Below are 12,566 nucleotides of genomic sequence, written 5' to 3' on the forward strand. Positions count from 1 at the left end.
CATTGACGACTTAACTACCGCCCTGGAGCGACCCATGACCCAGACCAACTTCCGCGCCGGCCCTGATGCCAATGGCCTGTTTGGCGCATTCGGCGGCCGCTACGTGGCAGAAACCCTGATGCCGCTGGTGCTGGACCTTGCCCGCGAGTACGAAGCGGCCAAGGCCGACCCGCAGTTCCTCGAGCAACTGGCGTACTTTCAGCGCGACTACATCGGCAGGCCCAACCCGCTGTACTTCGCCGAACGCCTGACCGAACACTGCGGTGGCGCGAAGATCTTCTTCAAACGTGAAGAGCTCAACCACACCGGCGCGCACAAGGTGAACAACTGCATCGGCCAGGTGCTGCTGGCCAAGCGCATGGGCAAGAAACGCCTGATCGCCGAAACCGGCGCCGGCATGCACGGCGTGGCCACTGCCACCGTCGCCGCGCGTTTCGGCCTGCCTTGCGTGATCTACATGGGCGCCACCGACATCGAGCGCCAGCAGGCCAACGTGTTCCGCATGAAGTTGCTGGGTGCCGAAATCGTCCCGGTAACCGCCGGCACCGGCACCCTCAAGGACGCGATGAACGAGGCCCTGCGCGACTGGGTCACCAACGTCGACGACACCTTCTACCTGATTGGCACTGTAGCCGGCCCGCACCCGTACCCGGCAATGGTCCGCGACTTCCAATCGATCATCGGCAAAGAGACCCGCGAACAGCTGCAGGCCAAGGAAGGGCGCCTGCCCGACAGCCTGATCGCCTGCGTCGGCGGCGGCTCCAACGCCATGGGCCTGTTCCACGACTTCCTCGATGATGCCAGCGTGCAAATCATCGGCGTTGAAGCCGGGGGCCATGGCGTCGACACCGACAAGCATGCCGCCAGCCTCAACGGTGGCGTACCGGGCGTACTGCACGGCAACCGCACCTACCTGCTGCAGGATGCCGACGGCCAGATCACCGACGCCCACTCGATTTCCGCCGGCCTCGACTACCCCGGCATCGGCCCTGAACACGCCTGGTTGCACGAAGTGAAGCGTGTCGAATACGTCAGCATCACCGACGACGAAGCCCTGGCCGCGTTCCACACCACCTGCCGCCTGGAAGGCATCATTCCGGCCCTGGAAACCTCCCATGCCCTGGCCGAAGCGATCAAACGCGCGCCGACCTTGCCCAAGGATCACCTGATGGTGGTGTGCCTGTCCGGGCGCGGCGACAAAGACATGCAAACCGTGATGAGCCATATGGCTGCCCAGGAGAAACAGGCATGAGCCGTCTTGAACAACGCTTCGCCGAGCTGAAGGCCGAAGGCCGCTCGGCACTGGTCACCTTCATCACTGCTGGCGACCCAGGCTACGACGCCTCGCTGCAAATCCTCAAAGGCCTGCCCGCCGCTGGCGCCGACGTGATTGAGCTGGGCATGCCGTTCACCGACCCAATGGCCGACGGCGTGGCGATTCAGCTCGCCACCCTGCGCGCCCTGGAGGCCGGCCAGACCCTGGCGAAGACCCTACAGATGGTTGGCGAGTTCCGCGTCGACAACCAGACCACGCCGATCGTGCTGATGGGTTACTACAACCCGATCCACCGCTTTGGCGTCGAGGCCTTCGTTGCCCAGGCCAAGGCAGTGGGCGTGGATGGCCTGATCATCGTCGACCTGCCACCGGAGCATGACGCCGAGCTGGCCACCCCGGCCCAGGCCGCGGGTATCGACTTCATCCGCCTGACCACCCCGACCACCGATGACGTGCGCCTGCCGCGCGTGCTGGAGCGCAGCTCGGGCTTTGTCTACTACGTGTCGGTTGCCGGTGTGACCGGTGCCGGCTCCGCGACCACCGAACACGTCAGCAGTGCCATCGAGCGCCTGCGTCGCCACACCGACCTGCCGATCAGCGTCGGCTTCGGTATCCGCACCCCGGAGCAGGCCGCGGCAATTGCCAAACTGTCGGATGGTGTCGTGGTCGGTTCGGCGCTGGTCGACAAGATTGCCACTGCCAAGACTGCCGAGCAGGCCGTGGGTGATGTGCTCGAGCTGTGCTCGGCGCTGGCCCAGGGTGTGCGGGGTGCGCGCAAGGCTTGATACCTGTGGGAGCGGGCTTGCCCCGCGATTGCGGTCCATCAGAAAGATCGCAATCGCGGGGCAAGCCCGCGCCTACCCCGGAGCCGTAAACTACTTGAAGATCGAAAGATCCAAAGGCCGCACCGCCCCCATCCAGATCGCATGATCACGATGATCGGCCAGATCATCCCCGGTCAGCGGATGCAGAAACACCACTAGCCCATGGCGATACAGCGCCAACCAGGGCAACACCACCCCCACCACCTCAGGCCCGAACGCCAGCTGGCAGCTCCAGTCCGGATGCGGCCCGACCGGCTTCTGATGCATGCGCCCCATGGTCACCGGGAACAGCCGCGCGGCTTCTTCACACAGTTGCCGGGCCTGCTCCATGGTGCTGGCGTCATAGTAGATATGGGCGTGATAGCCTTTGATCCTTTGCACGAAAACTCCTGAATTACAGCGAACCCGCAGGGCACTACGCGGGTCAAATGATCACCCGCTGCCAATGGAGTGATCTGGTGAAAAATGCCGAAACCCCAGCGTTCAAACTGGTCCTGCTGGGAGGTTTGAGCAGCCTGGGCAGCGCCCTGATGGCCGAACTGCTCAAGCGCCAGCATGAAGTGATCGCCGTGGTCGATGACCTCAACAGCCTGGCGCCACGCCCCGGCTTGCACTTCAAGACTGGCGGCCTGGACAACCCCGATCAGGCCGAGCAAAGCGTGGCCGGTGGCTCGGCGGTGGTCTGCCTGCTGCCTGCACTGGCGCCCGACGATTTTGCCGCGCAACTGCGCATGAGCCAGGCACTGATCGCTGGCATGTCCCGCACCACTATACGCCGGCTGTTGCTGGTGGGCGATTTCGACGTGCTGGATCACAGCGAAGGGCATAGCGAGCAGCAACGGACCTGCGCCGACCAGATCGTCGACCTGTTGCAACGCAGCCAGTTGCACTGGACCTTAGTCAACACCCCGCAACAAATCGCCGGCCTGGGCATCGAGCACTTTCACCAGACGCATGGCACCCTCGAACCCGGTCTGGCCGAACCACTGCAGCGCCTGGCACGGGTGGCAGCCGCCATGGTCGATGCCCTGGAGCTGAAGCTGCACCACGGCGAGCACGTGAACTTTGTCTTCTGACACGGCTTGCACCCGAGCGCCGGACATCGCACCCTGAACAGCTTCTGCCTGCGATAGAGAGTCTTCATGGCCTGGCCTGATCGCCACCGACTGCTGCCGTTTCTCACCTGGCTGCCGCGCCAGACCCGAGCCAGCGCGCGCCGTGATCTGCTGGTGGGCCTGAGCGGGGCGATCCTGGCGCTGCCACAATCGATCGCCTACGCCCTGATCGCCGGACTGCCCGCCGAGTACGGGCTGTACGCGGCGATTGTGCCGGTGATGGTCGCCTGCCTCTGGGGTTCGTCCTGGCACCTGATCTGCGGGCCAACGGCAGCGATCTCCATCGTTCTCTATGCCAGCGTCAGCCCGCTGGCGGTCGCTGGCAGCAGTGACTACATCACCCTGATCCTGCTGCTGACCTTCCTCGCTGGGGTGTTTCAGTGGTTGCTGGGGCTGCTGCGCTTTGGCGCGCTGGTCAATTTTGTCTCGCAATCGGTGGTGCTGGGCTTCACCCTGGGTGCTGCGGTGGTGATCGCGCTTGGACAACTGCCCAACTTGCTGGGGATGAACCTGCCCAGCCAGGCCACGGCCTTGAAGACCCTGCAACACCTGCTGGAGCACGCCGGGGAGGTGGATTGGCCTTCGTTATTGCTCGGCCTGGGCACTGTGCTGCTGGGTGCTGCGGTAAAGATGCTGCGCCCACGCTGGCCCGGCCTGTTGATAACGTTGACGCTCGCCAGCTTGCTGGCCTGGTCGCTACCAGGGCTATTTGGCCATGTGCAGTTGGTACCCGGCTTCATTGGCCAGTTGCCACCGTTGAGTCCGTTGCCACTGCTGGACCTGGAATTGATCCTGCGTCTGCTGCCCAGCGCCGTGGCGGTCGGCATGCTCGGCCTGGTCACCAGCCTGTCGATTGCCCGCTCGCTGTCATCGCACTCTGAACAGCTCATCGACGCCAATCAGGAGATCCGCGCTCAGGGCCTGTCGAACATGGTCGGCGGATTCTTCTCTGGCTATCTGTCGTCCGGTTCCTTCACCCGCTCCGGGCTCAGCTATGACGCTGGCGCCCGCTCGCCCCTGGCCGGGGTGTTTGCCGCCCTGTGGGTAACCTTGTTTGCGGTGACCGGGGCGGGGTTGATCGCGCATATCCCGATCCCGGCCATGGCTGGCAGTATCCTGCTGATCTGCTGGGGCCTGGTCGATCATCGGGCGATACGTGCGCTGTTCCGGGTCAGCCGTTCGGAATTCCTGGTCATGGCCCTGACGGGCGCCGCCACCTTGTTGCTGGAACTGCAAACGGCCATCTACGCCGGGGTGCTGGCGTCGCTGTTCTTTTACCTCAAGCGCACCTCGCGACCACGGGTACAGCAGTCCCGGGAGGGCGATGCCGATGTACTGCGTGTAGGCGGTTCGATCTTCTTCGGCGCCAGTCATTACCTGCAGGTACGCCTGCAACGCTGCCAGGGCCCGCAGGTGGTGATCGATGCGCGACAAATCAATTTCATCGACTATTCCGGGGTCGACATGCTGCACCGCGAGGCACGACGGCTAGGTCGCGCAGGCGGTAGCCTGACGCTGCAACGGGCGCGCCCGCAAGTGATCGAGGAATTGCACAAACTCGAAGGGGCAGCGAACTGCCCGATCCGCTTCGAGGATTAGCCGCGCGCCAGTTGGCGGCGCAATTCGTCCAGCACCGGGGCGGTGTCGGGACGCACGCCACGCCAGATGAAGAACGCCTCGGCGGCCTGTTCGGCGAGCATGCCCAGGCCATCCAGGACCTTGGCGGCCTTGTGCTCGCTGGCCCAGCGGCAGAAAGGCGTCGGCTCCTTGCCATACATCATGTCGTAGCACACGGTGTTACCCGGCTCGATCAGGCTGGCGGAGATGGGCGGCAGCTCACCGGCAAGGCTGGCAGAAGTCGCATTGATGATCAGGTCGACCGGCTCTTCAAGCCAGTCGAAACCACTGGCAGCCACCGGCCCCAGGTCGGCGAACTCACGGGCCAGTTGTTCGGCTTTTTCCACCGTGCGGTTGGCGATCACCAGCGATGCCGGGTTGTGCGCCAGCAACGGCTCCAGCACCCCGCGCACGGCCCCGCCGGCGCCGAGCAGCAGGATGCGTTTGCCGGTCAGTTGCACACCGGCATTGACGGTAAGATCGCGAACCAGCCCGGCGCCATCGGTGTTATCGCCCTGCAGGCTGCCGTCGGCCAGTTTGCTCAGGGTGTTTACCGCCCCGGCGCGCTTGGCCCGTGGCGTCAGGCTATCGACCAGGCGATAGGCTTCTTCCTTGAACGGCACAGTGACGTTGGCACCCAGGCCCTGCTTGAAAAAGCCCTGGGCACACATGCTGAAATCATCCAGCGGCGCCAGCAAGGTGCTGTATTCCAGCTGCTGGCCGGTCTGGTCGGCGAACAGACGGTGGATCAGCGGCGACTTGCTGTGGCCGATCGGGTTGCCGAATACAACGTACTGGTCCATTCACGCGGTTCCTGGGTCAAGGCCGGGCAGGCCCGGAAAGTTATCCACAGCAGCTCAATGGCTGGTCTTGGCCTCGCCAAGCCAGTCACGGTCCTGCAGGAAATACTCGGTCAGGCGCGCTTCTTCGCTGCCTGGCGCGGCCTTCCAATCGTACCCCCAACGCACATGCGGTGGCAGCGACATCAGGATCGATTCGGTGCGCCCGCCCGATTGCAGGCCGAACAGGGTGCCACGGTCGTAGACCAGGTTGAACTCGACATAACGGCCGCGACGGTATTCCTGGAACTCACGCTGCTCGGCGGTGTAGGGCTGATCCTTGCGGCGCTGGACGATCGGCAGGTAAGCCTCGACATAGGCATCGCCAATGGCGCGGATGAAGGCAAAGCAGGTATCGAAGTCCCACTCGTTCAGGTCATCGAAGAACAGACCGCCAATGCCCCGTGGTTCGCCGCGGTGCTTGAGGTGGAAGTAGCGGTCGCACCAGGCCTTGTAGCGCGGATAGACGTCGGCACCGAAAGGCGCGCAGGCGCGCTCGGCAACCCGGTGCCAATGCACGCAGTCTTCTTCGTTACCGTAGTAGGGCGTCAGGTCAAAGCCACCGCCGAACCACCAGACGGCTTCTTCACCTTCTTTCTCGGCAATGAAGAAACGCACGTTGGCGTGTGAGGTCGGTACATGCGGGTTATGCGGGTGGATCACCAGCGACACGCCCAACGCTTCGAAGCCACGTCCGGCCAGCTCCGGCCGGTGGGCACTGGCCGATGGCGGCAGGCCGCTGCCGAAAACGTGAGAGAAGTTCACCCCACCTTTCTCGATGACCTTGCCATCACCGATCACCCGGGTCCGCCCGCCGCCGCCAGCCTCGCGCGTCCAGGCATCCTCGACAAAGCGAGCACCACCGTCTTCGTTTTCGAGAGCGGTGCAGATACGGTCTTGCAGGTCGAGCAGGTAGGCTTTCACGGCCTCGGTGCGGCTAGTCATCAGGTCACCTGGAAGCGGGCTAAGGCAAATTCGGCGCGTAGCATACCACCGGCGGCAGGCTGGCCGCAGTTGACGGCGATCAAGCAAAGGCGTCCGATAGGGGTTTTCCCGGTACCTTCAGGAGAGTGCAGATGGCCAAGCGTATTCAGTTCAGCCAGCATGGCGGCCCCGAAGTCCTCACCCTGGTCGACTTCGAGCCGGCGCCGCCCGGCCCGCAGCAAGTTCGCGTGCGTAACCAGGCAATCGGCCTGAACTTCATCGATACCTACTTTCGCAGCGGCCTCTATGCGCCGCCATCGCTGCCCTCGGGCCTGGGCACTGAAGGCGCCGGGGTGGTCGAGGCGGTGGGTGAGCAGGTCTGTGGGCTGAAAATCGGCGACCGCGTCGCCTATGCCGGCGGCCCGCTGGGTGCCTACAGCGAAGTGCATGTGCTGCCTGAAGCCAATCTGGTCAAGCTCCCCGACAGCATCAGCTTTGAGCAAGCGGCGGCAGTGATGCTCAAGGGCCTGACCGTGCAGTACCTGCTCAAGCAGACCTACGCGGTGCAGCCGGGCGATACCATTTTGTTCCATGCCGCCGCCGGGGGCGTCGGCTCGCTGGCCTGCCAATGGGCCAAGGCGTTGGGGGCCAGGTTGATCGGTACTGTCAGCAGTGCCGAGAAGGCTGAGCGGGCCAAGGCCCTGGGTGCCTGGGCAACCATTGATTACAGCCGCGAAGACGTGGTCCAGCGGGTGCTGGAACTGACCGACGGAAAGAAATGCCCGGTGGTGTACGACGGCGTTGGCCAGGACACCTGGCTGACCTCGCTGGACTGCTTGGCGCCGCGCGGGTTGATGGTCAGCTTCGGCAATGCCTCTGGCGCGGTGAGCGGCGTCAACCTTGGCATCCTGGCGCAGAAGGGCTCGCTGTATGTCACCCGGCCAACCCTGGCCAGCTACGCCAACAATGCACAAAACACCCAGGCGATGGCAGATGACCTGTTTGCGATGATTACCAGCGGCAAGTTGACTGTGGATATCCAGCAACGTTATCCACTGAGCGAGGCGGCCAAGGCACAGAGCGAGCTGTCGGCGCGCAGGACGGTGGGGTCGACGGTGTTGCTGCCTTGAGTCGGTGATGAGTTCATCGCCGGCAAGGCCGGCTCCCACAGGGCTCTCGGTAAACCTTGTGGGAGCCGGCTTGCCAGCGATGAGGCCCTCAGCCAGCCCGCACAACCTCGCCGGTCACCAGGTCACGAATCACACTTGGATTACGCCGCCCACCCAGCGCGCCACCGAGCACCATGTCCAGCTGCCCACGGAAGTACTGCTCGACCCGCAAGCGGGTCTTGGCGGCTGGGCGGCCTTGCGGGTTGGCCGACGTGGAAATCAGCGGCCCGACCAGCGCGCACAAGTCGCGTACCACCGGATGATCGCTGACGCGCAGGGCCACTGTGTCATGCACCCCGGTAATCCACTCTGGGAGCAGGTTCTGATGCGGCACCAGCCAGGTGTTCGGTCCCGGCCAGGTCGCAGACATGCGGTCGAGCCAGGTTTCGGGGAAATCCTCGAAAAGGAAGTCGAACTGGCGGATATTATCGGCGATCAGGATTAGCCCCTTGTCGACCGAACGCGACTTGATTGCCAGCAGGCGATCCACCGCTTCTTCGTTCCACGGGTCACAGCCCAGGCCCCAGACCGCCTCAGTCGGGTAGGCAATCACCGCACCGGCCCGAATTTCACGCGCGGCTTGTTGCACACGCCAACTGCTCACCATTGCTTTCACTCCGCATAAAGGCAGATAGCAGTGTACTTAGCCAGGCCGGGCAAACCAACGCCCAGCTTCATTGCAGACGCTGCCCGCCAGCTCCAGCTCGGTCAGCGCCGCCAACACCCTGGGCAACGGCCAGCCACTGCTGCTGGCCAGCCCCTCGGTGGTTTGCGGCGCAGCCAGCAACAGATCGACCAGCTTATGGCCGGGGGTGGCGGTCGCCTGCAAGGGCGGCAAGCGCTGCCAACCCTGCAGGGTCTCAACGATCTGGTCGACGGTTTCCACCAGCAAGGCGCCATCGCGGATCAACTGGTGACAACCCTTGGACCCAGGGTGATGAATCGAGCCTGGAATCGCATACACCTCCCGGCCTTGCTCGGCAGCCAGGCGTGCGGTAATCAGCGAGCCACTGGCAAGACTCGCCTCGACCACCAGCACGCCCAGTGACAGGCCGCTGATGATCCGGTTACGCCGGGGAAAGTTACTGGCTGTAGGCCCGGCATCCAGCGGAAACTCGGAAATCACCGCGCTACCTTGCGCGATCATCGCGGCCGCCAGCGCCCTGTGACGCTGTGGATAAAGTTTTTGCAGCCCGGTACCCAGCACGCCGATGGTCTGCCCGCCAGCGTCCAGGGCAGCCTGATGCGCGGCGCCATCGACCCCCAGGGCCAGGCCGCTGGTAATGACAAAACCACCCCGGGCAAGACTGCGAGAGAAAGCCGCGGCGGTATCCAGCGCCGGCCTGGAAGCCCGGCGACTGCCGACGATCGCCAGCTGTGGTTTTTCCAGGATGGCCGGGTTGCCGGCAATGAACAGCAGCGGCGGGGCGTCCCCCAGTTCGGCCAGCAAGCCTGGGTAGCAGGGCTCGTCCCACATCAGCAAATGCTGGTCACAAGCCTCTAGCCAGCGCATTGCAGCCGCCGCGCCATCGCGCACGCCAAGGCTGCGCCGGGCATCGCTGCTCTCTGCCGGTACCTGCAGTGCGCGCCAGGCCGAGGCCGGCGCGCTGAGTGCCGCCGAGGCATTGCCGAAGGCCTGGATAAGGGTGTGAAAACGCCGCGGCCCCAGGGACGGCAGCAAATGAAGACGCAAGCGCGCTTCGAGTTCGGCGGGTGAACACGCCGACGATAAGGGTTGCGACATGACGATCATCCTTGATCGGGCAGCCTGGGTCTGCCGTGAAGAAGCTGTGGATAACTCTGTTGATAATACTTTGACAACCGGTTGAAGGATTTCCCTCAAGGGCATTCCTTCGGGCTTGCAGGCACGGGTGCAAGAGCACCCTGAAACCTTAGCTGACCTTTGCCAGGTGCCGAATGCGCCGAATCCCTTTATTATGTGTACTCATGTTTGTAATTCATCGCACAGTGCAGCTCATACGCTTATGGCCATTCTGAACATCCTCGAATTCCCGGACCCGCGCCTTCGTACCATCGCCAAACCGGTGAGCGAAGTCGACGACGGCGTTCGCCAGTTGATCGATGACATGTTTGAAACCATGTACGAAGCCCCTGGCATCGGCCTCGCCGCCACCCAGATCAACGTGCACAAGCGCATCGTGGTCATGGACCTGAGCGAGGATCGCAGCGAGCCACGGGTGTTCATCAACCCCGAGCTCGAGATGCTGACCGACGAAATGGATCAGTACCAGGAAGGCTGCCTGTCGGTGCCCGGCTTCTACGAGAACGTCGATCGCCCGATACGGGTCAAGGTCAAGGCGCTGGATCGCGACGGCAAGCCGTACGAGCTGGTCGCCGAAGGCCTGCTGGCAGTGTGCATCCAGCATGAGTGCGACCACCTCAACGGCAAGCTGTTCGTTGACTACCTGTCGACGCTCAAACGCGACCGAATCAAGAAGAAGCTGGAAAAACAGCATCGCCAGCAAGCTTGATCTCCTCTTCCCAAAGGCTTGCTCCGGCAAGCCTTTTTCTTTTTAAGCGAGAACTCCATGCGCATTGTCTTCGCAGGCACCCCAGAGTTTGCCGCCGAACACCTCAAGGCCCTGATCGACAGCCCCTATGACGTGGTGGCGGTCTACACCCAGCCGGACCGCCCGGCCGGTCGTGGGCAAAAACTGATGCCAAGCGCGGTCAAGCAACTGGCTGTGGATAACGGCATCCAGGTCCTACAACCACCGACCCTGCGCAACGCCGAGGCGCAAGCGGAACTGGCAGCCCTGCAGCCGGACCTGATGGTGGTGGTCGCCTACGGCCTGATCCTGCCGCAGGCGGTGCTGGATATTCCGCGCCTGGGCTGCATCAACAGTCACGCTTCACTGCTGCCGCGCTGGCGTGGCGCCGCGCCGATCCAGCGTGCGGTCGAAGCCGGCGACAGCGAAAGCGGTGTCACCGTAATGCGGATGGAAGCAGGCCTGGACACCGGGCCGATGCTGCTCAAGGTCAGCACCCCGATCAGTGCCAGCGACACCGGCGGCACCTTGCACGACCGCCTCGCCGAAATGGGCCCGCCAGCCGTGCTCGAGGCCGTTGCCGGTCTTGCTGCTGGCACCTTGCAGGGTGAAGTCCAGGACGACAGCCTGGCCACTTATGCACACAAGCTGAACAAGGACGAAGCGCGCCTGGACTGGAGCCGCCCGGCGGTTGAGCTGGAGCGCCTGATTCGCGCCTTCAACCCATGGCCGATCTGCCACAGCACCCTCAATGGCGAAGCCGTGAAGGTGCTCGCCGCCAGCTTATCCACAGGCTCGGGCAACCCAGGGGAAATCCTCTCTGCCAGCAAGGACGGCCTGATCGTCGCCTGCGGTGAGCAGGCGCTGTGCCTGACCCGCCTGCAGTTGCCTGGCGGCAAGGCGCTGAACTTCAGCGACCTGTTCAACAGCCGCCGCGAAAAATTCGCCACCGGCACGGTGCTTGGCCAATGAATCCACGTCTGGCAGCCGCCCGCGCCCTGGCGGCAGTACTCAGTGGCAAGGCGTCGCTGAACAGCTCGCTGCCAAGCCAGCTGGACAAGGTCGAAGTACGTGACCGTGGCCTGACCCAGGACCTGGCCTTCGGCACCGCGCGCTGGCAACCACGGTTGTCGGCCCTGGCCGAGCGCCTGCTGCAGAAGCCGTTCAAGGCCGCCGATGCCGACGTCGAGGCGCTGCTGCTGGTCGGCCTGTACCAGCTGCTCTACACCCGTATCCCCGCACACGCCGCCATCGGCGAAACCGTAGGTTGTGCCGAGAAACTGAAAAAGCCCTGGGCCAAGGGCTTGCTCAACGCCGTATTGCGCCGTGCGCAACGGGAAAGCAGCGAGATCTTCGCCGAGCTCGAACGCGACCCGGTCGTACGCACCGCGCACCCGCGCTGGCTGCAAAAGTCGCTCAAGGCCTTCTGGCCCGAGCAATGGGAAGCCATCTGCGCCGCCAACAACGCCCATCCGCCGATGATCCTGCGGGTCAACCGCCGCCATCACAGCCGCGATGCCTACCTGCAACTGCTACGTGAAGCCGGCCTTGAAGCGGCGCCCTGCCAGTTCAGCGGCGACGGCATCCTGCTCGCCGAAGCCTGCGATGTCCGCGGCCTGCCCGGTTTCGACCAAGGCTGGATCAGCGTCCAGGACGAAGCCGCACAACTGGCTGCCGACCTGCTCGACCTGGCCCCCGGCCAGCGCGTGCTCGACGCTTGCTGCGCCCCGGGTGGCAAGACCTGCCACCTGCTGGAAGCTGAAGCGGGGCTGGACGCCGTGGTCGCTATCGACCTTGAGGCCAAGCGCCTGACCCGCGTGCGCGAGAACCTCGATCGCCTGGGCCTCGACGCCCAGTTGATTGCCTGCGACGCCCGCGACACCGCCAGCTGGTGGGATGGCAAAGGCTTCCAGCGCATCCTGCTCGACGCGCCGTGCTCGGCCACCGGTGTGATCCGCCGCCATCCGGACATCAAGCTGACCCGCCAGGCCGACGACATTGCCGCCCTGGCCAGCCTGCAAGGCGAGTTGCTCGACGCCCTATGGCCAACCCTCGAGGTCGGCGGCATCCTGCTCTACGCCACCTGCTCGACCCTACCGACGGAAAACACCGAAGTGATCGAGGCTTTCCTCGCCCGCACCCCCGGTGCCCGTGAGCTGGACCTGGCGACCCAGGCCGGTATCCGCCAGCCCCATGGCCGCCAGCTGCTGGCCCAGGAAGGCGGACACGACGGCTTCTACTATGCCAAGCTGATCAAAATCGCCGCCGTGCGCGGATAACAAGAGAAGGGAA

General features: G+C 64.2%; 13 protein-coding genes. 8 read left to right on the top strand and 5 right to left on the bottom strand.

The features are described 5' to 3' along the window. Positions 1-34: 34 nt before the first annotated feature. Positions 35-1,252, top strand: a complete 1,218-nt coding sequence (trpB, locus tag NLX68_RS00395) for a tryptophan synthase subunit beta (protein WP_010222670.1) — start codon at positions 35-37, stop codon at positions 1,250-1,252. After that, on the top strand, positions 1,249-2,061 hold the full coding sequence (gene trpA, locus NLX68_RS00400; protein WP_036995299.1) for a tryptophan synthase subunit alpha: 813 nt from the start codon (positions 1,249-1,251) through the stop codon (positions 2,059-2,061). The genes trpB and trpA overlap by 4 nt, the downstream gene beginning before the upstream one ends. A gap of 90 nt (positions 2,062-2,151) precedes the next feature. On the opposite strand, the gene NLX68_RS00405 is transcribed toward trpA, so the two are convergent. Continuing rightward, a complete protein-coding gene (locus tag NLX68_RS00405) occupies positions 2,152-2,481 on the bottom strand; it encodes a DOPA 4,5-dioxygenase family protein (protein ID WP_254282083.1) in 330 nt (109 codons plus the stop codon). Between the two features lie 77 nt (positions 2,482-2,558). Between NLX68_RS00405 and NLX68_RS00410 the strand changes: the two genes are divergently transcribed. Beyond that, positions 2,559-3,176, top strand: coding sequence for an NAD(P)H-binding protein (locus NLX68_RS00410; protein ID WP_254282085.1), 618 nt, complete (start codon positions 2,559-2,561; stop codon positions 3,174-3,176). A 66-nt stretch (positions 3,177-3,242) separates the two neighbouring features. After that, complete coding sequence (locus tag NLX68_RS00415; protein ID WP_010222674.1) at positions 3,243-4,814, top strand: SulP family inorganic anion transporter; 1,572 nt, start codon at positions 3,243-3,245, stop codon at positions 4,812-4,814. Here the strand turns inward: NLX68_RS00415 and aroE are convergent. After that, positions 4,811-5,635 (bottom strand): shikimate dehydrogenase, encoded by an 825-nt coding sequence (gene aroE, locus NLX68_RS00420; RefSeq protein ID WP_254282087.1) that lies wholly within the window; start codon positions 5,633-5,635, stop codon positions 4,811-4,813. The two genes, NLX68_RS00415 and aroE, sit on opposite strands and share 4 nt — an antisense overlap. A 54-nt stretch (positions 5,636-5,689) precedes the next feature. After that, positions 5,690-6,616 carry an oxygen-dependent coproporphyrinogen oxidase gene (hemF, locus tag NLX68_RS00425; protein ID WP_036995297.1) on the bottom strand — a complete coding sequence of 309 codons (927 nt, stop codon included), beginning with the start codon at positions 6,614-6,616 and terminating at the stop codon, positions 5,690-5,692. 131 nt (positions 6,617-6,747) lie between these two features. On the opposite strand from hemF, the gene NLX68_RS00430 reads away from it, so the two are divergent. Next, a complete protein-coding gene (locus NLX68_RS00430) occupies positions 6,748-7,725 on the top strand; it encodes an NADPH:quinone reductase (RefSeq protein ID WP_254282089.1) in 978 nt (325 codons plus the stop codon). A gap of 88 nt (positions 7,726-7,813) precedes the next feature. On the opposite strand, the gene NLX68_RS00435 is transcribed toward NLX68_RS00430, so the two are convergent. Both NLX68_RS00435 and dprA read right to left on the bottom strand, forming a co-directional pair. Next, positions 7,814-8,371: an L-threonylcarbamoyladenylate synthase gene (locus NLX68_RS00435; RefSeq protein ID WP_010222680.1), complete on the bottom strand. Its 558-nt coding sequence runs from the start codon at positions 8,369-8,371 to the stop codon at positions 7,814-7,816. Between the two features lie 36 nt (positions 8,372-8,407). Beyond that, complete coding sequence (gene dprA / locus NLX68_RS00440; RefSeq protein ID WP_254282091.1) at positions 8,408-9,508, bottom strand: DNA-processing protein DprA; 1,101 nt, start codon at positions 9,506-9,508, stop codon at positions 8,408-8,410. A 241-nt stretch (positions 9,509-9,749) separates the two neighbouring features. On the opposite strand from dprA, the gene def reads away from it, so the two are divergent. The 3 genes from def to rsmB are packed head-to-tail and all read left to right on the top strand — an operon-like array spanning position 9,750 to position 12,553. Beyond that, entirely contained in the window at positions 9,750-10,256 is a 507-nt protein-coding gene (gene def, locus NLX68_RS00445) for a peptide deformylase (protein WP_010222682.1), read from the top strand. Between the two features lie 57 nt (positions 10,257-10,313). After that, positions 10,314-11,246 (top strand): methionyl-tRNA formyltransferase, encoded by a 933-nt coding sequence (gene fmt / locus NLX68_RS00450; protein ID WP_254282093.1) that lies wholly within the window; start codon positions 10,314-10,316, stop codon positions 11,244-11,246. Then, positions 11,243-12,553 carry a 16S rRNA (cytosine(967)-C(5))-methyltransferase RsmB gene (gene rsmB / locus NLX68_RS00455; RefSeq protein WP_254282095.1) on the top strand — a complete coding sequence of 437 codons (1,311 nt, stop codon included), beginning with the start codon at positions 11,243-11,245 and terminating at the stop codon, positions 12,551-12,553. Before fmt ends, rsmB begins: the two co-directional genes overlap by 4 nt. The last annotated feature ends 13 nt before the right edge of the window (positions 12,554-12,566 follow it).

The organism is Pseudomonas sp. SBB6, assembly GCF_024213215.1.
Lineage (GTDB): Bacteria > Pseudomonadota > Gammaproteobacteria > Pseudomonadales > Pseudomonadaceae > Aquipseudomonas > Aquipseudomonas donghuensis.

Excerpts from the sequence above, each read along its gene's own strand:
- trpB (WP_010222670.1), top strand. The coding sequence starts at position 35 with ATGACCCAGACCAACTTCCGCGCCGGCCCTGATGCCAATGGCCTGTTT.
- trpA (WP_036995299.1), top strand. The coding sequence starts at position 1,249 with ATGAGCCGTCTTGAACAACGCTTCGCCGAGCTGAAGGCCGAAGGCCGC.
- NLX68_RS00415 (WP_010222674.1), top strand. The coding sequence starts at position 3,243 with ATGGCCTGGCCTGATCGCCACCGACTGCTGCCGTTTCTCACCTGGCTG.
- aroE (WP_254282087.1), bottom strand. The coding sequence starts at position 5,635 with ATGGACCAGTACGTTGTATTCGGCAACCCGATCGGCCACAGCAAGTCG.
- hemF (WP_036995297.1), bottom strand. The coding sequence starts at position 6,616 with ATGACTAGCCGCACCGAGGCCGTGAAAGCCTACCTGCTCGACCTGCAA.
- NLX68_RS00430 (WP_254282089.1), top strand. The coding sequence starts at position 6,748 with ATGGCCAAGCGTATTCAGTTCAGCCAGCATGGCGGCCCCGAAGTCCTC.
- NLX68_RS00435 (WP_010222680.1), bottom strand. The coding sequence starts at position 8,371 with ATGGTGAGCAGTTGGCGTGTGCAACAAGCCGCGCGTGAAATTCGGGCC.
- dprA (WP_254282091.1), bottom strand. The coding sequence starts at position 9,508 with ATGTCGCAACCCTTATCGTCGGCGTGTTCACCCGCCGAACTCGAAGCG.
- def (WP_010222682.1), top strand. The coding sequence starts at position 9,750 with ATGGCCATTCTGAACATCCTCGAATTCCCGGACCCGCGCCTTCGTACC.
- fmt (WP_254282093.1), top strand. The coding sequence starts at position 10,314 with ATGCGCATTGTCTTCGCAGGCACCCCAGAGTTTGCCGCCGAACACCTC.
- rsmB (WP_254282095.1), top strand. The coding sequence starts at position 11,243 with ATGAATCCACGTCTGGCAGCCGCCCGCGCCCTGGCGGCAGTACTCAGT.